The following is an 18,864-nucleotide window of genomic DNA, read 5'->3' on the forward strand; positions in this document are numbered from 1 at the left end:
TAAGGAGAGCATTGTGACGATTCGACTCGGCGGGCCCCTGGTGGGGGCGCTGGTCGGCCTCGCCGCCGCCGGCCTGGGCGCCGTGTTCATCGCCGACGGGTTCGACTGGCGCACGCTGGCGGTCGCCGCCGGTGCGGTCGTGGTCGCCTCGGCGGCGGCCTTCGCTGCGAACCGGTCGATCACGCCCGCCCCGGCGCCCGGTACCGGCGCTCACTCCGGAGGCGTCCCGGTCGACCGTCCGGCCGACGGCGGCGCTCAGGCCGAGGCCGACCGGGCGGTGCTGGTCGAGGCGTGCATCTGGATGCGCGACCGCGCCACCTCCCCGGCGCTGGCCTCGCAGCTCGATCAGACGTTCCAGCGGGTGGGGGTGGCCGCGATCGACGCGACCGGGCAGCGGTTCGACCCGACCGCGCACGAGGCGGGCGCGACGGTGGCGGCGGCCAGCCCGTCCGAGGACGGCATCATCGCCCGCACCGAGACGCCCGGTTACTCCGACCGCGGCAAGCTGCTGCGCCACCCGGTGGTGACCGTCTACCGCGGGCAGGTGCGGGCATGAGCGCGGGCACCGAGACCAAGTCGAAGCCGGACCAGGCCCAGCAGATCGCGAAGCTGTGCGCCAAGGCCGCCAAGGCCGGGACGGCGTCGCTGCGGTCGGTCGACGCCAAGGCCGCCGCCGAGGTCGACGACGTCGCCCGCTGGCAGCCGGAGAAGCCGGTCGCGGTGGTGGTCGGCGAGACCAAGCGCGGCAAGTCGTCGCTGGTGAACGCCATGTTGGGCACGCCGGGTCTGTCGCCGGTGGCCGCGGAGGTCGCCACCAGCGCCTATCTGGAGTTCGCCCACGCCGAGGAGGCCAGCGTCCGGGCCTGGCAGCCCGGTGCGGCCGAGCCGATGCTGCTGGGTGTGGGGGACCTGCGCAACTGGGCCACCCGGTTGGGGACGCTGCCGGAGGGCATGGCCCCGCCGCGCCGCATGCTCGTGGGCCACCCGGCGCCGCTGCTCAAGCACCTGTCGGTCGTCGACACCCCGGGCACCGGCGGGCTCGACCCCGACCACGCCCAGATCGCACTCGAGGCCGTTTCCAGGGCCACGTGCCTGATCATGGTCACCGACGCCTCCTCCCCGATGGCCAAGACCGAACTGGACTTCCTGACCGAGGCGTCCAAGCGGGTCAACTTCGTGGTGTTCGCCCTGACCAAGACCGACACCTATCCGGGGTGGCGGACGGTGCTGGAGGAGAACCGGGCCCTGATCGAGGCCCACGCCCCCCGGTTTCGGCACGCCCCGCACTTCCCGGTCTCCCCGATGCTCGCCGAGCACGCCCTCAACTCCTCGGGTCCGACCCGCCAGGCGCTGGCGAAGGAGTCGGGCGTCGGCCGGCTCCAGCGGTCCATGGTGCGCGTCGCCTCCGCCGGCAAGGCGCTGGTGGCCGCCAACGTCGTCCGCGCCGCCCGCAGCGAATTCGCGCGCCTGGCCGCCTCGGCGCAGGCCGACATGAAGGCCTACGACCCCGACCCCGAGTCGGCCAACCGCCTCAAGGAGGAGAAGAAGCAGGTCATCGCCGCCAAGCGCGGTGAGACGAAGAAGGCGAACCTGGCGCTGCGGGTGGAGACCCAGCGGGCCAAGATCGAAGTGCAGGGCCGGGTCCGCACCCACCTGCAGCAGCTCGAGGAGGCCCTGCTCGACGAGATCGAGAAGGCCAACAAGTCGACGCTGGAGACCCTCCCGCAGCGGGTCGACATCGCCCTGCAGGCGATCGCCTCCCGGCTGTCGGGCGAACTCCACCAGCGGTTCGTGCTGCTGGCCGAACGCGTCCTGCGGCAGGTGTTCACCGAGGAGGAACTGCGGCAGGCGACCGGTTCGATCTCGGCCGGGCTGCGCGCGGCCGCCTCCGGCCGGGCCCGCCGCGACGCGGGCAACGACGGGGCGCTCCTGGTCGCCTCCAGCGCCGGGGTCGCCATGATGAGCGGCCGGGCCGTCACCGGCGGGGCCGCCATGGTGGGCCTGGGCGCGGTCAGCGGCATCGGCGCGGCGGCCCTGACCGCCTCCGGGCTCGGCGTCGGCGTCGCCGCGGCGGCGTTCCTGCTCTACCGCCGCAAGACCCAGGGCAACCGGCAGGCGGCCAAGCAGTGGGTCCAGCGCGTCATCGGCGAGGCCCGCGCCAACCTCAACGAAGAGGTCGGGTTCCGCTTCACCGAGGTCGAATTCGTGTTCAACTCCACCCTCGACGACGCCCTCGAGCGGCGCGGCGCCGAATACGACGCCCGCATCCAGGCGGCCGAATCGGCCGCCAAGGCCGACCAGGCCGCCCGCGCCAAGAAGAAGGAATCGCTCAAGAAACGCCGCGACTCCATGGCGCAGAAGGTGAAACAACTCGACGAGGTGCTGGCCAAAGCCAGGTCGCTCGTCCCAGGCGAGGAGGATGCCGATGGATGAGTTCGACCAGTTCCCCACCGGCGACGACCCCGGCGACGAAGGCGGCCCCTTCGACGACGCCGCCTTCGGCGACACACCGGAGCCCTCCTCCGAGTTCGACGCCCTCGACGGCCTCGACGATCCCGACCAGACCGGCCTGGACGAATTCGCCCTCACCGACACCGACGACACCGATGCCGGCGAGTTCAACACCGACCTGGACGACCGGCTCGACCTCGGGGCCGAACCCGACCAGCCGGCACCCGAGACCGACGAGACCGCCTACGGCGCCACCTACGAGCAGACCCTGGTCGACCAGGCCGACAACCCGCCCGCGTTCCCGCCCGAACTCGACCTCGACGCCCCCGAACCGATCGACGGCTACCCGTGGGTCGACCTCGACGTCCTCGGCACCACCGAAACCGAACCGTGGGTCAACCCCGAAGCCGACTCCATGTTCACCGAAACCGACCTCGACGACCCCGCCGCCGGAGCCCTGGCCCGCTTCTGGCAGCAGTGAACGCCGCCCCTGCCCCGGCTCGGCCGGACGCCCCTGGTCCCGGCCTCGAAACGTAAGCAGAACGTAAGCCCGCAGCAGCGGCCACCGCTCCCCCGCAGGTGGACCATGGAGAGGTGACCGAGCGAACCGACACCCACCCCGCGAGCGGACGCGCCTGGGCCGCCGCCGGCCTCCTCGCCGCCCTCTCCGGCCTCGCGGCCGGACACCTCCTCGCCGCCCTCACCGCTCCCCGCGCCGCCCCGCTCTCGGCCGTCAGCGACCTCATCATCAGCCTCGCCCCGGCCGGCTTCACCGACTGGGCCATCGACACCTTCGGCACCGCCGACAAACCCCTCCTCCAGGCCGGCATCATCGCCGCGCTCGCCGCCGCCGGAGCCGGAGCCGGCCTCACCTGGCGACACCGGCCCCGCACCGCCGCCGCCCTCATCGCCGCCCTGGCCGCGGTCGGCGCGCTCGCCGCCGCCACCCGACCCGGCCTCGGGCCCGCCGCCGCGGTCCCGGCGATCCTCGCCGCCGCCTGGACCGCCGCCGCCCTCCACTGGTGGGCCGGCCGCGGGCGGGCCGCGACCGTCACCGGCCGCCGCACCTTCCTCGCCCTCGCCGCCGGCGCCGGCCTGGCCGCCCTCGCCGGCGCCCTCATCGCCCGCCGCATCGGCCCCGGCTCGGTCGAATCCGACCGCGCCGCCCTCGACCTGCCCGAACCCGACATCGACGCGGCCGACCCCGGCCCCGCCGCCGACCTCGACGTGCGCGGCCTCGAACCCTGGCACACCCCCAACGACGACTTCTACCGCATCGACACCGCCATCACCGCCCCCACCGTCGAGGCCGACACCTGGCGGCTGCGCGTCCACGGCCGCGTCGGCCGCGAACACACCTACACCCTCGACGACCTGCTCGGCCGCGAACTGATCGAACGCGACCTCACCCTGTGCTGCGTGTCCAACCCCATCGGCGGCGACCTCGTCGGCAACGCCCGCTGGCTCGGCGTCTCCCTGCCCGACCTGCTGGCCGAATCCGACCCCGACCCCGAGGCCGACCAACTCGTCTCCCGCTCCGCCGACGGCTGGACCGCCGGCTCCCCCACCGCCGCCGTCTTCGACGGCCGCGACGCCCTGATCGCCATCGGCATGAACGGACAACCCCTCCCCCACGAACACGGGTGGCCGGCCCGGCTGGTCATCCCCGGCCTCTACGGCTACGTCTCGGCCACCAAATGGCTCACCGAACTCGAACTGACCACCTTCGACGCCTACGACGCCTACTGGATCGAACGCGGCTGGTCCCGCCCGGCACCGATCAAAACCGCCTCCCGCATCGACACCCCCCGCCGCGGCGCCCGACCCGGCACCGTCACCGTCGCCGGCGTCGCCTGGGCCCAGCAACGCGGCATCAGCGCCGTCCACCTCCGCATCGACGACGGCGAATGGACCGAATGCGAACTGTCCCAAGTCGCCACCGACGACACCTGGCGCCAATGGAAAACCGACTGGCAAGCCGCACCCGGACCGCACACCCTCACCGTCCGCGCCACCGACGGCGACGGCAACCCCCAGACCGAGGCGGTCACCGGCGTCAAACCCGACGGCGCCACCGGCCTCCACCAAGTCACCGTCGACGTCCAATGAAAATCTCCGACCGTGCGACACCACACCGGCGGCGTCGGCGGTAGATTGGCTCCCATACCGTCGACTGGCCGCGGCCGGCCCCGAGGCCGCGCCGCACCATCCCCGACCGACCGACCGGGAGCCGTGTGGTGAACGAACCAGACCACTACCGCATCCTCGGGGTGAGCCCGGAAGCCCCGCGAACCGAAATCCAAGCCGCCTACCGCCGGCGCCTCCGCGAGGCCCACCCCGACCGCGGCGGCACCGAAACGGCCTTCCACGAACTCCAAACCGCCTGGGAAACCCTCTCCGACCCCGCACTCCGCCGCGAATACGACCTCCTGCGGTTCGGCCGCCGCGCCGCCAGACGCTACGGCCGCGCCGCCGCCCGCCCCGCCCACCGCAAAGTCCGAAGCTGGAACGTCAAACCCCCGCCCCAAACCCCCAGCACCCCACACTCCACCGGCACCCTCGTCGCCGTCCCCTGGTACGCCCGACTGCGCCGCAAACGCGTCACCACCCGCCCCTCCCAATCGATCGAACTGTCCATATTCATGACCCTGTTCGTACTCTGGGGCACCGCCGGATACGCCTTCTGCGCCACCGCCATGGCCACCGACGCCCACATCGCCGTCCGCGCCCTCTCCATCCCACTCGCCCTCGCCTGGGGACTGACCGTCGTCGGCGGACTCCTCCGCCGCCGCAAAACCGACCACCACCCGCCACCGATCCCCAAAGCCCGCCTCGCCGCCGCCGGCGCCACCGCCACCGCCGCCGTCTGGCTGGCCGGACCCACCCAACCCCTCGGCTGGTGGCTCGGCCTCTACGCGCTGGCCGGCGCCGCGGTCATCTGGCCGGCCCGCCGCTCCCGCTGGGCGGCCGGACTGCGCCGCACCGTCGGGGCCGCCCTGCGCGAATACAACGCATTCGGACCGGCCGGATCGCGCCCCACCGCCGACCGCCGCACCGGCAAGCTCCTCCGCGAAATCCTCACCAACCTGCCCGCCTCGCGGCTGTTCGTCACCCTCCCGGTCGGCGGCCCCGGCCGCGCCTCCCACGCCATCGTCTGCGGCGACCGCGTGGCCCTACTGGCCCCGCCGGTCGGCCGCGGCGACGGCGAAGTCGACGCCGACGGCCTCGCCGACGCCGTCACCCACCTCCACCAATACCTCCCCCACGGACACGTCCACGGCTGGGTCCTGTGGCCGACCCTCCCCGAAGGCGGACCGGTCGAGACCCCCGCCCACATCGACCACGCCCCGGCCGAAACCGCCGCCGCCGACATCGGCCCCTGGCTGGCCGCGGGCGGCCTCTACTACGACCTGCCGATCCTGCAGGCCCTCCGAACCAAACTGGCCTCGGTCCCGGCCCAACGACCCGGCAACCCCACCCCCGCCGTCCAAACGTGACCGAGCACACCCGACCGCCGCGCCTCCAAGTGAGTACAGTGCAAGACAATGGAATCCACCCGCCGCGCCGACCGGGCCGTCGCCGACCGGCTGCGCCTGGCCGCGGCCCGCGAACCGCTCCCCGGCACCCCCCGCGGCACCACCGCCGCTGAACTGGCCGCCTCCATCAGCGCCGGATCGGCCCACCAAGCCCGGTTCCGCACCGAAATCGACGCCGCCGTCACCGGCACCGCCCTCGCCCTCGACGCCGCCCGACCCCACCCCGACCCCGACCGAATCTGGGAACACGCCGCCGCCGCCCACCCCGACCCCACCGTCTGGTTCGAACAAGCCGTCCTCCTCGGCCACCCCACCCACCCGCTCGCCCGCAGCCGCGGCACCCTCGACCCCGACCAGACCCGCGCCTACGCCCCCGAACACCGCCCCCGATTCGACCTCGGCCTCTACCAGGCCGGGCCCCTCCGCACCAGCCCCGACTGGCCCACCGGCCCCCTCCTGCCGGTCCACCCCTGGCAAGCCCACCGCCACCGACTCGACCCACCGGCCCGCACCTGGCCCGACACCGCGCCCCTGATGAGCCTGCGCACCGTCTCCACCGGCCGCCACCACATCAAATGCGCCGTCGACCTCCAACTGACCTCGGCGATCCGCCACGTCTCGGCCGCCGCCGCCCACAACGGACCCGCACTCGCCCCGCTCCTGACCGGCCCCGCCGACCGCTGCGGCATCACCGTCCTCAACGAACAGGCCGCCATCGCCACCGGAGGCGACCGGCCCCGACCCGAACTGGCCGCCATCATCCGACCGGCCCCCGCCACCCTCACCGGCGACCGCACCGTCCCGGTCGCAGCCCTGGCCGAACCATGCCCGGCCACCGGCCGCCCCATCGCCGCCGCCATCGCCGACCGCCCGCTCGACCAATGGTGGCCCGCCCTCGTCGACCACCTCCTGGCGCCCCTGCGCCTCTACGCCGCCACCGGCATCGCCCTCGAAGCCCACGGCCAGAACCTCCTGGTCGCCTTCCACGGCGACCGGCCCACCCGCCTGATCTACCGCGATCTCGGCAGCCTCCGCCTCCCACGCCGAAACCGGCCCGCCCTCCACGGCGACCTCCAAACCGACGACGAAGACGAACGCATCCGCAAACTCCTCGCCGCCCTCTTCCCCACCACCCTCACCGCCCTCGTCGACGCGCTCGCGACCTGGACCGGCACCGACCCCGCCCGATGGTGGCGCACCGTCGCCCGGGCCGCGGCCGAGGCCGCCGCCGGCTCCGCCCCCCTGCACCGGGCTGCCCTCAAAACCGACTGGCCGGTCAAAGCCACCACCGCCATGCGCCTGGCCGACCGGCCCACCACCGACCTGTGGACCCGGGTCGACAACCCCCTGGCGGACACGTGAACCTCACCGCCAAACTCCTCGCCGCCGCCTGGCGCGAAAACCTCGCCGACACCCGCACCCGCCGCCTCGAGGCCCCCTACACCGCCACCGAAGGCCCCTTCAACCAACTCACCATCACCGAACCACCCCACCAGACCCCCCTGGCACTACTGGAGACCATCCTCGGCGCACCGCCCCCCACCCACCTCGCCGCCGAAATCGCCAGCGCCGACCTCGGCGGCCGCATCGCCGAGGCCCGAGCGGCCGGACGCGCCCGACACCTCGCCGCCCTCGCCGCCCGCGCCGGCACCCCCACCCTCGCCGCCCTCATCGCCCGCTGCACCAAAGGCCCCGACACCACCGCCCGCCTCCTGGAAACCCTCGCCACCGACGGCCACCAACTCCACCCCTGCGCCCGCACCCGCCTGGGCTGGAGCAGCCACGACTGCACCCGCTACGACCTGGAGGCCGCACGCCCGATCGGCGTACGCCTCCTGGCCGACCCCACCCGGATGCTCTCGGGCTCCGGCACCGACCTGCGCGACCACCCCATGCTCGCCGGCCTCGACCTGCCCGACCCGGTCGTGCCCGTCCACCCCTGGCAACTCAAACACCGCATCCTGCCGGCCTACCGCGACCTGTTCGCCGACCACCGCCTCATCCTGCTCGACCACACCGTCCCCGCCTGGCCGACCGCCGCCATCCGCACCGTCACCGGCGCCCAGCGCCCCGGCTACCTCAAACTCGCCCTCGGCATCCACATCACCTCCAGCCGCCGCGACATCGCCCCGGCCACCGCCGCCCTCGCCCCCGCCCTGACGGCCGCGCTCGCCGATCTGATCGAAACCGACCCCGGCCATGCGGTCGCCGCCGACGAGGCCGGGGTATGGCTGCCCGGCACCAGGGACCTCACCGCGATCGCCCGCAGCGGCCTGGCCGAGGCGGCCCCGCCCGGAGCCGTCGTCGTCCCCGCCGTCGCGCTCACCGCCCGCTCACCGGTCACCGGCCTCAGCCTCGCGGCCGAATACGCGACCTGGTCGGGCGACCCCGAGGCCTGGATCCGCGACTACGCCGGCCTGGTGGCCCCGCCGGTGCTGCGCCTGGCCGCCCACCACGGGATCGGCCTCGAAGCCCACCTGCAGAACAGCCTGATCGCCTTCGACGGCCCGGCCCCGGTCCGGCTGATCACCCGCGACCTGGGCGGCGTCCGGCTGTGGCGCCCGGCCCTGCCGTTCGACGTCGAGGTGCCCGAGTCCAGCCCGGTGGCAGCGGCGAGTTGGGACCAGGTGCGCGCCAAGGTGGCCTATACGCTGTTCCAGAACCAACTGGCCGCCGTCGCCGACGTCCTGGCCCGCGACTGCGGCCTCGACGCCGGGCGCTTCTGGGCCGACCTGGCCGACCTGGTCGCCGGCCTCGACCTGCCGCGGGCCGACCGGGAGGCCTACCTCGGGCCGCGGATGCCGACCAAGGCGCTGCTGACCATGCGGCTGAGCCCCGGCGCCGAAGTCGAAACGTACGTGGACAACCCCCTGGCAGGGAGAGGCCGATGAACGAGGTCGCCGAACTCGCCCGCAGCCTGCCGTCCCCGGCATGCGCCTGGATCTACACCCCCGCCCGGCTGCGCGAACGCGCCGCCGCGCTGCGCCGGGCCCTGGCGCCCCACACCGTGCTGTACGCGATGAAGGCCTGCGCCAACCCCGCGGTCCTCGCCGCCGCGGTCGAGACCGTCGACGGCGTCGAATGCGCCTCCCGCGGCGAGCTGACCCTCGCCGAGGAGGCCGGCGCTGCCCGCCTGGCGTTCTCGGGCCCGGCCAAGACCGACCAGGACTGGCAGGCCGCGGCCGCGACCGAGACGCCCCTGTGCGTCCACGCCGAAAGCCTCGGCGAACTCAACGGCCTGGCCGCCGCCGGCTACCTCGGCCCGGTCGCCCTGCGCGTCAACCGCGGCCGCCCCGTGCCCGGCACCCACCGGATGACCGGCCCCGCCACCCCCTTCGGCATCGACCCCGACCAGGTGGCCGCCGCGGCTGCCCACGCCCGCGCCCTCGGCCTGGACGTGGCCGGCTTCCACCTCCACGCCGTCTCGGGCTGCCTCGACGCCGACGCCTACGCCGACCACGTCGCCGACGGCCTCGCCTGGTCGGCCCGCGCCGCCGACGAGGCCGGCATCGAGCTGCGGTACGTCAACGTCGGCGGCGGCCTGGGCGCCGACCCCCGCGGCGAGACGATCGACCTCGAACGCCTCGGCGAACGCATCGCCGGCATCGACACCGCCGGCGCCGAACTCGTCTTCGAACCCGGACGGTACCTGGCCGCCGACTCCGGCTGGTACCTCGCCGAGATCGTCGACCTCAAGACCGTCGCCGGGCAGGCGTTCGCGCTGGTGCGCGGCGGCACCCACCACTTCCGGCTGCCGGCGGCCTGGGGCTACTCGCACCCGTTCACCCTCGTGGCCGTCGACCACTGGCCCCACCCGTGGCCGCGCCCCCGCCTCCAGGAGGTCGACCTTCGGGTGTGCGGCGAGCTGTGCACGCCCCGCGACGTCCTCCACGCCGGCCGCCGCGTCGAGGCGGTGGCCGTGGGCGACCGGGTCCTGTTCGCCAACGCCGGCGCCTACGGCTGGGAGATCTCCCACGACCGCTTCCTGGCCCACCAGCGGCCGCTGCAGATCACCGTCGACGGCGCCTGAACCACCCCGACCCCGCAGGTTACCGCTCCCATCGGGCGCGGGCCGCGACCGGCACCGACCGAGCCTCGGACTACCATGAGCACTCCGCAGCCCAGCGGTACACCGCCGGCACCCGCGCACCGCCGGGCCGCCGCACCCGACAACCGAAGAGCCTCCTTTGATCCCCCTCCACCGAGGAGCAGCCATGCCCAACAAGCGTCACGCTCGCAAGCACCACCGTGATGCCACCCGGCTGGCCTCCGCCGGCAGCCTTCGGACCGCACTGACCGGATTCGGCCGCGCCGCCGCCGCATACCGCTCCTACCTCGAGGCACGAGGCGACGACACCGCCCGCGACGAACTGGCCGACCTCCTCGCCGAACAGGCCCGCGTCCACACCGCCCTCGGCGAGCACACCCGCACCGCCAAGGCCCTGACCGAGCGCCTCGAACACCTGCGGCAGCTCGAGGCCGACCGCGGCCGCATCGCCGCCACCGAACTCGACCTCGCCGACGCCTACCTCAGATCCGGACGCCTCCTGACCGCCACCACCTGCGCCGACGGCGCCGTCCGCGCCTACGACCATCGGGAAGCGACCGACCCGGCCGAGCCCGGCTTCAGCGAACTGGCCTGCGCCCTGTCGCGCAACGCCCGGATCCTCTGCCGAGCGGCCGACCCCGACCTGGCCGTCGGCGCGGCCGACCAGGCCGCCCGGATGCTGCTGGCGATCCCGGACCTGGGATCCGACCCGGCCCGCCCGGTCCACCTGCGGCAGGCGCTGGCGCTGGCGGTGGAGCTGCACGCCGCCGCGGGGCGGTCGTCGTTCGCTCAGGGCGCGGCCCGGCTGCTGGCCGAGCACTTCCCGTCCCAGGAGCCGCCCTGGCCGGCCGCCGATGCGGCCCGGCCGTTGACGCTGCGGTCGGCGCTGGCCTCGGCCGGGCGGCTGCGGGCCTTCAGCGATCCGAAGCTGGTCGACCGGCTGTGTCCGGATCCGGCCTCGCATTCGGCGCCGCCGGCGGTGTCGGCGCGCTGCGACCCGGGGCTGGCGCCGGTGGCGCTGCATGCGGTGCAGGGGGCGGTCGAGGCGCTCCGGGCTTCGCATCCGTCGATCGCCTGGCGGATGGCCACCGAGATCCATTATCTGCTGACGGCGGCCGACCGGCAGGGGGAGCGGAATCTGCGGTTGAACTTCCGCGACCACGGGCCGGTGTGGATGACGATGCTGCTGTGCCTGGCCGAGTCGGCCGCGCGGACCCCGGCCCTGGCGGCGGATCTGGCCTCGGTGCTGGCCGAACTGCTCGAGCGGCTGCGGTTGCGGCATGCGGCCGACGGGCACGGTCCGCTGGCGTCGGCGGCCGAGCGGTTCATCGACCGGTATCGGTCCGACCGGTGACCCGGTCGGCCGCGCTCGGTCCGTGGACGAGACGACGGCCGCCGGTGTCAGAGGTTGGCCTGTGCGTAGTGGTCCATGGCCGCTCGCAGGAAGCGGGCCAGACCGGCCGCTACCCGGTCGTAGGTGGCGGTGAAGGCCGGATCGTCGGTGTAGAGCTCGCCCAGGCCCCGGTAGGCCTCGGCGGTCGGTTCGGTGCCCCACAGGCGGGCGATGAACCGGTAGTGCTCGTCGGCGATGCGCTGGACCGCTTCGGCCTCGGGATCCTCGCCGGATGCGAGGAGCGCCCCGAGGCGCCGGTGGAGGTCCTCGAACCTGCCGGGGATGGCGGCCCGCTCGGTCGGCTCCATCTGCTTGATCGCCGCGTCGCCGGCGTCGACGGCTTCGTCGCCCCACCGGCGGCGCGCTTCGGCTTCGAATTCGGCCTGCTGTGCCGCGTCGAGGCCGTCGAACCAGGTTTCGGGGGCCATGGGGCCGCCTCCTTCGAGTTGTCGGATGGTGGCATCGACGGTGGCGGCGAGGCGGTCGATCCGGTCGCGCTCGGCCTGCAGGTGGTCGGCGTGGTGCCGCAGGGCGGCGACGGGGTCGAGCCCGCCGTCGAGGATGTCGCCGATGGTCTCCAGGCGCAGGCCGAGGCGGCGCAGCAGCAGGATCTGCTGGAGCCGAAGCAGTTCGGCCCGGCCGTAGCGGCGGATGCCGCCGTGGCCGGTCGCGGCCGGCTCCAGCAGTCCGACCGCGTCGTAGTGCCGCAGGGTGCGGGCGGTGACGCCGGCCAGTTTCGCCACTTCGGCAGTCGACCAGGTGCGCATCGGGTTCCCCTCTTGTCGATGTGCCTTCGAAGCTAGCGGCTGACGCTGCGTCAACGGCAACGAGGAAATCGTGCGGCACCGGTCACAACCGCCGGAGGTGATCTCGGGGTTCGCGGCTCGTCGTTCGGTAGGAGCCGGCGGCACCGGCGGAGCCGGAGCCACCTTTCGGCTCCGTCTCAGGCGGTGCCGGCGGCGGCTTTGCGGAAGTCGCGGTTCAACCGGCCGATGACGTCGAGGCCGATCTCCTTGGGGCACGCTGCGCTGCATTCGCCGGTGTTGGTGCAGCCGCCGAATCCGGCCCCGTCGTGGGCCTCGACCATGCCGAGCACGCGGGTGCTCCGCTCGGGCTGGCCCTGCGGCATCCGCGCCAGGTGGTCGACCTTGGCGGCCATGAACAGCATCCCGGACCCGTTCGGGCAGGCGGCCACGCACGCGCCGCAGCCGATGCAGGCGGCGGCGGCGAACGCGGCGTCGGCGTCGGCCTTGGGCACCGGGGCGGCGTGGGCGTCGGGGGCGGTGCCGGTGGGGGCCGAGATGTAGCCGCCGGCCTGGATGATCCGGTCGAACGCGGTCCGGTCGACCACGAGGTCCTTGACCACCGGGAAGGGGCCGGCCCGCCACGGCTCGATGTCGATGGTGTCGCCGTCGCTGAACTGGCGCATGTGCAGCTGACAGGTGGTGGTCGCCGCCTGGGGGCCGTGCGGCCGGCCGTCGATGACCAGCGAGCAGGCCCCGCAGATGCCTTCGCGGCAGTCGTGGTCGAACGCGACCGGGTCGGCGCCGTCGGCGATGAGGTGCTCGTTGAGCACGTCGAGCATCTCCAGGAACGAGGCGTCCTCGGAGACGCCGTCGATCTCGTAGGGCACCATCCGGCCGGCGGCCTCGGCGTCGGGCTGCCGCCAGATTCGCAGGCGTAGTTTCACTTGTAGCTCCGTTGGGTGGGCTTGACGTATTCGAAGGCGAGTTCCTCTTTGTGGAGCACCGGTGCTTCGGCGGCCCATTCCCAGGCCGCGACGTAGGAGAAGCGCTCGTCGTCGCGGGCGGCCTCGCCGTCGGCGGTCTGGGACTCGGCGCGGAAGTGGCCCCCGCACGATTCGGCGCGGTGCAGCGCGTCGATGCACATCAGCTCGGCGAGCTCGAAGAAGTCGGCCACGCGGCCGGCCTTCTCGAGCTGCTGGTTGAGTTCGGCGCCGGTGCCGGGCACCCTGACGCGCCGGTAGAACTCGTCCCTGAGGTCGGCGATGAGGCCGATGGCCTTGCGCAGGCCCTGGTCGGTGCGCTCCATGCCGCAGTACTCCCACATGATCCCGCCCAGTTCGCGGTGGAAGGAGTCGACGGTCCGGTCGCCGTCGTTGCCGAGGAAGAACGCCAGGCGCCGGTCGACTTCGGCGCGGGCGGCGGCCAGGTCCTCGTGGTCGTCGCTCACCTCCTCGAACGGGCCGTCGGCCAGGTAGTCGGAGATGGTGTTGGGCAGCACGAAGTACCCGTCGGACAACCCCTGCATCAGCGCCGAGGCCCCGAGCCGGTTGGCGCCGTGGTCGGAGAAGTTGGCCTCGCCGGCGACGAACAGGCCCGGGAGGTTCGACTGCAGGTCGTAGTCGACCCACAGCCCGCCCATGGTGTAATGCACCGCCGGGTAGATCCGCATGGGGCGCTCGTACGGGTTCTCGCCGGTGATCCGTTCGTACATGGTGAACAGGTTGCCGTACTTGGCCTCGACCGCGTCCTTGCCGAGGCGGTCGATCGCGGCCCCGAAGTCGAGGTAGACCCCGAGTCCGCCGGGGCCGACGCCACGGCCTTCGTCGCAGACGGCCTTGGCCGCCCGGGAGGCGATGTCGCGCGGCACCAGGTTCCCGAACGCCGGGTAGCGCCGCTCCAGGTAGTAATCGCGTTCGGCCTCGGGGACGTCACCGGGCGCGCGGTCGTCGCCGCGCCGGGCCGGCACCCAGACCCGGCCGTCGTTGCGCAGGCTCTCGCTCATCAGCGTCAGCTTCGACTGGTGGTCGCCCGACTGCGGGATGCAGGTGGGGTGGATCTGGGTGTAGCAGGGGTTGGCGAAGTAGGCGCCCTTGCGGTGGGCCCGCCAAGAGGCGGTGACGTTGCAGCCCTTGGCGTTGGTCGACAGGAAGAACACGTTGCCGTAGCCGCCGGTGGCCAGGACCACCGCGTCGGCGATCTCGGTGGTGACCTCGCCGGTGACCAGGTCGCGGACGACGATGCCGCGGGCGCGGCCGCCGGTCACGACCAGCTCGAGCATCTCGTGGCGGGTGTGCAGGTCGACCGCGCCGGCCGCGACCTGGCGCTCCAGGGCCTGGTAGGCGCCCAGCAGGAGCTGCTGCCCGGTCTGGCCGCGGGCGTAGAAGGTGCGCGAGACCTGCGCACCGCCGAACGACCGGTTGTCGAGCAGGCCGCCGTATTCGCGGGCGAAGGGGACCCCCTGGGCGACGCACTGGTCGATGATCTCGGTGGAGACCTCGGCCAGGCGGTGCACGTTCGACTCCCGGGACCGGAAGTCGCCGCCTTTGACCGTGTCGTAGAACAGCCGGTGGACGCTGTCGCCGTCGTTGCGGTAGTTCTTGGCGGCGTTGATCCCGCCCTGGGCGGCGATCGAGTGGGCGCGCCGGGGCGAGTCCTGGAAGCAGTAGTTGGCCACCCGGTAGCCCAGTTCGCCGAGGGTGGCGGCGGCCGAGGCGCCGGCCAGGCCGGTGCCGACGACGATGACGCGGAGTTTGCGCCGGTTGGCCGGGTTGACCAGGCGGCCGGAGAAGCGCCGCCGCTGCCAGCGTTCGCTGATCGGCCCGGCGGGGGCGGCGGTGTCGGCGATCGGGTCGCCGGTGCGGAAGTGCGCGTGGTCGGTCATGTCAACTCACCAGTCCGAACGAGACGGCCAGGGGGACGGCGGCGAATCCGGCCACGACGGTCACGGCCGTGACCAGGGCGGCGGCCCGCCAGCGGCGCCGCCACACCGCCGACGGCCCGGCGATGGTCTGGACGGCCGACCAGATGCCGTGCCGCAGGTGGAAGCCGAGCGCGACCAGCGCCGCCAGGTAGAACACGGTCACCGGCCAGCGTTCGGGCGCGAAGGTGGCCACCACCGCGCCGTAGGCGTCCGGGACGTCCTTGACCGGATTGACCGCCCGGAAGGTCAGGTCCAGCAGGTGCCAGACGACGAAGGCGGCGATCACGATCGCGCCCCACCGCATGGTGGCCGCCGCGTGGGCCGCCTCGCCGCGGGCGGCCTTGCGGGAGGCGTACTTGACCGGGCGGGCGCGGCTCGCGCGCCGGGTCAGCGCGACCGAGGAGGCGATGTGCGCGGCGGCGGCGGCGATCAGGCCCAGCCGCATCGCCCACAGCAGGCTCTCGCGGGGCAGCAGCGGCTCGCCGAAGGTGCGCAGGCCCTCGGCGTACTCGTTCATCCGCTCCGGGCCCTCGAAGACGTGGAGGTTGCCGGCCATGTGCGCGACGATGAAGCCGACCAGGGCGATCCCGGAGACGGCCATGATGATCTTCAGGCCGATCGAGGAGCGCCACCGGGGTGCATGGCCGGCCCCGGCCGCCGGGCCGGAGGCGGCCGGGCGCGATCTGAGTTCGGTAGACACGGCCTCAAGCTAGAGGCGACCCTCGTCACGAGTCCAATTCATGGACGCGGCACTTTGCATGCCGATAGGTTATGAAGGTGCGTCCGCAGCAGCTCCAGGCGTTCCTCGCCGTCGCCGAAACCCGTCATTTCACGCAGGCGGCCGAAAACCTCGGTGTGACGCAACCGTCACTGAGCAAACGGATCGGCTCGCTCGAATCCGAACTGGGCGCGGCCGTCCTCACCCGCTCCCGCGGCCGCATCGAGCTGACCGACGTCGGCCACACGCTCCTGGGCCACGCCCGCCGCATCACCGCCGCCCACGAAGCCGCCCGCGCCGACATCGACGACGTCCTGGCCGTCCGGGCCGGCCGCCTCCGCCTCGGGGCGACCCCCAGCCTGTGCTCCTGGCTGATCGCCCCGCTCCTGGTCCGCTACCGCGAAACCCATCCGGGGGTCACCGTCGCCCTCACCGAGGGCGGCTCGGTGCAGCTCACCGAACGCCTCGCCGCCGGCGACCTCGACCTCGCCTTCACCATCGGCGACGTCGCCGCCGAGACCGGCCTGGCCGTCCGGCCCCTGCTGGCCGAGGCGCTCGTGGTGGCCTCCGCCGCCGACCTGCCGCCCCTGACCGACCGCGACCACCTCCACCTCGCCCAGGTGCGCGAGCAGCCGTTCGTCCTCCCCGCACACGGCTACGACCTGCGCCACCTCACCATCGCCACCTGCGAGGCCGCCGGGTTCACCCCCGCCAGCGCCGTCGACGGCGGCGCCACCGACGCCGTCGCCAGCCTCGTCGCCGCCGGCCTCGGCATCGCCCTGCTGCCGGCCATGATTGCCGCCGACGCGCCCGGCCTGCGCGCCGCACCCATCGCCCCGCCCGGCGCCAGCCGCACCATCGCGCTCGCCGCCCGCGCCGACACCCCGCTCACCAGGGCCGCCGACGCGTTCGCCGCCAGTCTCGAGGCCCACCTGACCGACCTGCACGCCTGGGGGCGCCTGCCCGAGGGCATGCGGGCGCTTTAGAGCCAGTCCCGGTCGAACATCGCCGCCGTCTGCCGCGCCGACGGCGTGCCGGCGTCCGGATCGGCCCCCGCCTCCAGCAGTGCCGCCGCCACCGCTCCGAAGTCCTTGAACACCGCCCCGGCCAGCGGCGACTGGTCCCGGTCGTTGCGCCGGTCCACATCGGCGCCGGCCCCGATCAGCGCCCGGACGGTGTCGGCGTGGCCGTGGTAGGCCGCCAGCATCAGCAGCGAATCGCCCGACCCGTTCACCAGGTCCACCGGCAGGCCGGCCTCCACGAACCGCATCAGCCGCTCGGTCCGCCCGGTCCGGGCCAGGTCGAAGGCCGCCTCGGCGATCTGCCGGAAATCCTCTTCATCGCTCACGCCAGACAGCTTGACACACCGCCGAGGGGGCCGCCGGTGCGTCGCCGTACTCGCCGTTACCCGACACCCGGGCGTCAGGAAGGCGCTGTCCTGCGGTTTCACCCTCCAGGATGTCGGGTGGGGTATTGACATCGCTACGAGTGCTGGCAAAGATGGAGGCTCCGGTGCGCCCGGCGAGCAGCCGGCACTCGATCGCGGACGCGCCGTCACGGTGGGACACAACATGGTGAGGACTCGCGTATGAACGAGCCGAAGATTCTGGGTCAATTCCAACTAGAGCACCGCACCATCCAAGTCAGCGGCGACGCCGGCGGCGGGACCGTATGGCTCCAACGCGTCCATCCCGATCCGCCCATGGCGCTCGGATGCGTCGTCGAACTCGGCTCCCCGACCCCCCGGCTGCGCCTCTACCGGGCCGAATGGTCCGACACGATCCGGGACGAAGCCAAAGAACGCACCATAGCGGTCTGGAAAACCGCCCGCACGACCGGATGAACAGGCTGGGCCGCGCCCCGCTAGGCGGCGCGGCCCAGCGCCCGCAGCACCCCCGACGCCTTCGCCTCCGCCTCGGCCACCTCCGCGGCCGGCTCGGAACGCCACGTGATGCCGCCCCCGGCCCACACGTGCACCCGGCGCGCATCGACCGCCACCGTGCGGATCGTCAGCCCCAGACCCAGCCGCCCGCCCGAGAAGAACCCCAGCGCCCCCATCGCCGGACCCCGCCCCACCGGCTCCAGCCGACCGACCAGGTCGAGCATCGCCAGCTTCGGGGTGCCGGTCACCGACCCCGGCGGGCACATCGCCCGCAGCACCGCCGCCAGATCCAGCCCGGCCGCCACCCGGGCGGTCACCGTCGACTCCGCCTGCCACAGATCGGCCCAGCGCCGCACCGTGAACAGCCCCTCGACCGCCACCGAACCCGGCACCGCCACCCGCGCCAGGTCATTGCGCTCCAGATCCACGATCATCACATGCTCGGCGCGCTCCTTGACCGACCCCACCAGCGCCGCCCGCCCGGCCGCCCCGGCCGGAGCGGTGCCCTTGATCGGGAACGTGGAAGCCCGGCCCTCCTCCAGACGCAGGAAGCACTCCGGCGAACCCGAGGCGACCATCCAGTCCTCCCCGGCGACCACCCCGCCCCAGGCGGCACCCTCCACCGCGCCCAGCGCCGCCGCGGCCGCACCCGGATCGCCGGCCCAAGCCGCCGACCGGTGCCCGACCACGCACGCCTGATACACATCACCGCGCCCGATCGCCTCCTGCACCGCCGCGACCGCCTTGGCATGATCGGCCTCGCTCCACGACCGCCGCCACGGCCCGGCGGCGAACCCGCCCCCGACCGACCGGGCACGCCGCTCCCCGTGCGCATAGGCGATCAGCGCCACATCCGGCACCGCCGGCACCGGCGAAGGCGCCCCCGTCTCGGCCCCGACCATCGCCGCCCCGGCCGCCGCCGAGACCATCACCGCCACCCCGCACACCGAACCGTCCGCACCCGTATGCGGACGATCGAAACGCTCGCAGAAATCGGCCACCAACCGGGCCGGATCCCCGCCCTCGCCGAGCCGCCACTCGCACCGCTCGATCTCGACCAGGCGGTCCCGGCAGTCCTCGGCCACACCCGGAGGAGCACTGCGCACCGTCGAGAAGCTCGCCATACCCCAAGTGTGAGCGCCACTCAAGCCCCTGGGTATCGGCACCGCC

17 protein-coding genes are annotated in these 18,864 nt (G+C 73.7%); 11 read left to right on the plus strand and 6 right to left on the minus strand.

Annotation, left to right across the window (positions count from 1 at the left end; translation table 11 throughout):
- Positions 1-13 precede the first annotated feature (13 nt).
- The 9 genes from CUT39_RS02505 to CUT39_RS02545 all read left to right on the plus strand — a co-directional run bounded on the left by CUT39_RS02505 (position 14) and on the right by CUT39_RS02545 (position 11,389).
- Positions 14-556 (plus strand): nucleotide exchange factor GrpE, encoded by a 543-nt coding sequence (locus tag CUT39_RS02505; RefSeq protein ID WP_157930439.1) that lies wholly within the window; start codon positions 14-16, stop codon positions 554-556.
- Positions 553-2,433 carry a dynamin family protein gene (locus CUT39_RS02510; RefSeq protein WP_100444369.1) on the plus strand — a complete coding sequence of 627 codons (1,881 nt, stop codon included), beginning with the start codon at positions 553-555 and terminating at the stop codon, positions 2,431-2,433. Before CUT39_RS02505 ends, CUT39_RS02510 begins: the two co-directional genes overlap by 4 nt.
- On the plus strand, positions 2,426-2,932 hold the full coding sequence (locus tag CUT39_RS02515) for a hypothetical protein (RefSeq protein ID WP_100444370.1): 507 nt from the start codon (positions 2,426-2,428) through the stop codon (positions 2,930-2,932). The genes CUT39_RS02510 and CUT39_RS02515 overlap by 8 nt, the downstream gene beginning before the upstream one ends.
- 113 nt (positions 2,933-3,045) lie before the next feature.
- The gene (locus CUT39_RS02520; protein ID WP_100444371.1) at positions 3,046-4,560 is read left to right on the plus strand and encodes a molybdopterin-dependent oxidoreductase; all 1,515 of its coding nucleotides are present in this window, start codon (positions 3,046-3,048) and stop codon (positions 4,558-4,560) included.
- A gap of 128 nt (positions 4,561-4,688) precedes the next feature.
- Positions 4,689-5,948, plus strand: a complete 1,260-nt coding sequence (locus CUT39_RS21400; protein WP_198586814.1) for a J domain-containing protein — start codon at positions 4,689-4,691, stop codon at positions 5,946-5,948.
- Between the two features lie 48 nt (positions 5,949-5,996).
- The gene (locus tag CUT39_RS02530; protein WP_100444373.1) at positions 5,997-7,349 is read left to right on the plus strand and encodes an IucA/IucC family protein; all 1,353 of its coding nucleotides are present in this window, start codon (positions 5,997-5,999) and stop codon (positions 7,347-7,349) included.
- Positions 7,346-8,878 carry an IucA/IucC family protein gene (locus tag CUT39_RS02535; RefSeq protein ID WP_198586815.1) on the plus strand — a complete coding sequence of 511 codons (1,533 nt, stop codon included), beginning with the start codon at positions 7,346-7,348 and terminating at the stop codon, positions 8,876-8,878. The genes CUT39_RS02530 and CUT39_RS02535 overlap by 4 nt, the downstream gene beginning before the upstream one ends.
- Positions 8,875-10,017: a type III PLP-dependent enzyme domain-containing protein gene (locus CUT39_RS02540; RefSeq protein ID WP_100444375.1), complete on the plus strand. Its 1,143-nt coding sequence runs from the start codon at positions 8,875-8,877 to the stop codon at positions 10,015-10,017. Before CUT39_RS02535 ends, CUT39_RS02540 begins: the two co-directional genes overlap by 4 nt.
- A 184-nt stretch (positions 10,018-10,201) precedes the next feature.
- Positions 10,202-11,389 carry a hypothetical protein gene (locus tag CUT39_RS02545; RefSeq protein WP_100444376.1) on the plus strand — a complete coding sequence of 396 codons (1,188 nt, stop codon included), beginning with the start codon at positions 10,202-10,204 and terminating at the stop codon, positions 11,387-11,389.
- Positions 11,390-11,436: 47 nt separating this feature from the next.
- Here CUT39_RS02545 and CUT39_RS02550 read toward each other — a convergent pair whose 3' ends face one another.
- The 4 genes from CUT39_RS02550 to CUT39_RS02565 form a co-directional block, all read right to left on the minus strand.
- On the minus strand, positions 11,437-12,171 hold the full coding sequence (locus CUT39_RS02550) for a MerR family transcriptional regulator (protein ID WP_232805540.1): 735 nt from the start codon (positions 12,169-12,171) through the stop codon (positions 11,437-11,439).
- 200 nt (positions 12,172-12,371) lie between these two features.
- Positions 12,372-13,118: a succinate dehydrogenase/fumarate reductase iron-sulfur subunit gene (locus tag CUT39_RS02555; protein WP_100444378.1), complete on the minus strand. Its 747-nt coding sequence runs from the start codon at positions 13,116-13,118 to the stop codon at positions 12,372-12,374.
- On the minus strand, positions 13,115-15,055 hold the full coding sequence (locus CUT39_RS02560; protein WP_100444379.1) for a fumarate reductase/succinate dehydrogenase flavoprotein subunit: 1,941 nt from the start codon (positions 15,053-15,055) through the stop codon (positions 13,115-13,117). Before CUT39_RS02560 ends, CUT39_RS02555 begins: the two co-directional genes overlap by 4 nt.
- A 1-nt stretch (position 15,056) precedes the next feature.
- The gene (locus tag CUT39_RS02565) at positions 15,057-15,713 is read right to left on the minus strand and encodes a succinate dehydrogenase cytochrome b subunit (RefSeq protein ID WP_408611091.1); all 657 of its coding nucleotides are present in this window, start codon (positions 15,711-15,713) and stop codon (positions 15,057-15,059) included.
- A 158-nt stretch (positions 15,714-15,871) separates the two neighbouring features.
- On the opposite strand from CUT39_RS02565, the gene CUT39_RS02570 reads away from it, so the two are divergent.
- Positions 15,872-16,798, plus strand: a complete 927-nt coding sequence (locus CUT39_RS02570; RefSeq protein WP_100444428.1) for a LysR family transcriptional regulator — start codon at positions 15,872-15,874, stop codon at positions 16,796-16,798.
- On the opposite strand, the gene CUT39_RS02575 is transcribed toward CUT39_RS02570, so the two are convergent.
- The gene (locus CUT39_RS02575) at positions 16,795-17,169 is read right to left on the minus strand and encodes an ankyrin repeat domain-containing protein (RefSeq protein WP_408611093.1); all 375 of its coding nucleotides are present in this window, start codon (positions 17,167-17,169) and stop codon (positions 16,795-16,797) included. The genes CUT39_RS02570 and CUT39_RS02575 overlap by 4 nt on opposite strands.
- A gap of 231 nt (positions 17,170-17,400) precedes the next feature.
- On the opposite strand from CUT39_RS02575, the gene CUT39_RS02580 reads away from it, so the two are divergent.
- On the plus strand, positions 17,401-17,655 hold the full coding sequence (locus CUT39_RS02580; RefSeq protein WP_100444381.1) for a hypothetical protein: 255 nt from the start codon (positions 17,401-17,403) through the stop codon (positions 17,653-17,655).
- Between the two features lie 20 nt (positions 17,656-17,675).
- On the opposite strand, the gene CUT39_RS02585 is transcribed toward CUT39_RS02580, so the two are convergent.
- Entirely contained in the window at positions 17,676-18,818 is a 1,143-nt protein-coding gene (locus tag CUT39_RS02585) for a chorismate-binding protein (RefSeq protein WP_100444382.1), read from the minus strand.
- Positions 18,819-18,864 lie beyond the last annotated feature (46 nt).

It is taken from the genome of Glycomyces xiaoerkulensis, from assembly GCF_002798405.1.
Taxonomy (GTDB): Bacteria; Actinomycetota; Actinomycetes; order Mycobacteriales; family Micromonosporaceae; genus Glycomyces; species Glycomyces xiaoerkulensis.

Bases quoted from the DNA above. Each gene is read 5' to 3' on its own strand.
- CUT39_RS02540 (WP_100444375.1), top strand. From the start codon at position 8,875: ATGAACGAGGTCGCCGAACTCGCCCGCAGCCTGCCGTCCCCGGCATGC.
- CUT39_RS02585 (WP_100444382.1), bottom strand. From the start codon at position 18,818: ATGGCGAGCTTCTCGACGGTGCGCAGTGCTCCTCCGGGTGTGGCCGAG.
- CUT39_RS02580 (WP_100444381.1), top strand. From the start codon at position 17,401: ATGAACGAGCCGAAGATTCTGGGTCAATTCCAACTAGAGCACCGCACC.
- CUT39_RS02515 (WP_100444370.1), top strand. From the start codon at position 2,426: ATGGATGAGTTCGACCAGTTCCCCACCGGCGACGACCCCGGCGACGAA.
- CUT39_RS02510 (WP_100444369.1), top strand. From the start codon at position 553: ATGAGCGCGGGCACCGAGACCAAGTCGAAGCCGGACCAGGCCCAGCAG.
- CUT39_RS02545 (WP_100444376.1), top strand. From the start codon at position 10,202: ATGCCCAACAAGCGTCACGCTCGCAAGCACCACCGTGATGCCACCCGG.
- CUT39_RS02530 (WP_100444373.1), top strand. From the start codon at position 5,997: ATGGAATCCACCCGCCGCGCCGACCGGGCCGTCGCCGACCGGCTGCGC.
- CUT39_RS02560 (WP_100444379.1), bottom strand. From the start codon at position 15,055: ATGACCGACCACGCGCACTTCCGCACCGGCGACCCGATCGCCGACACC.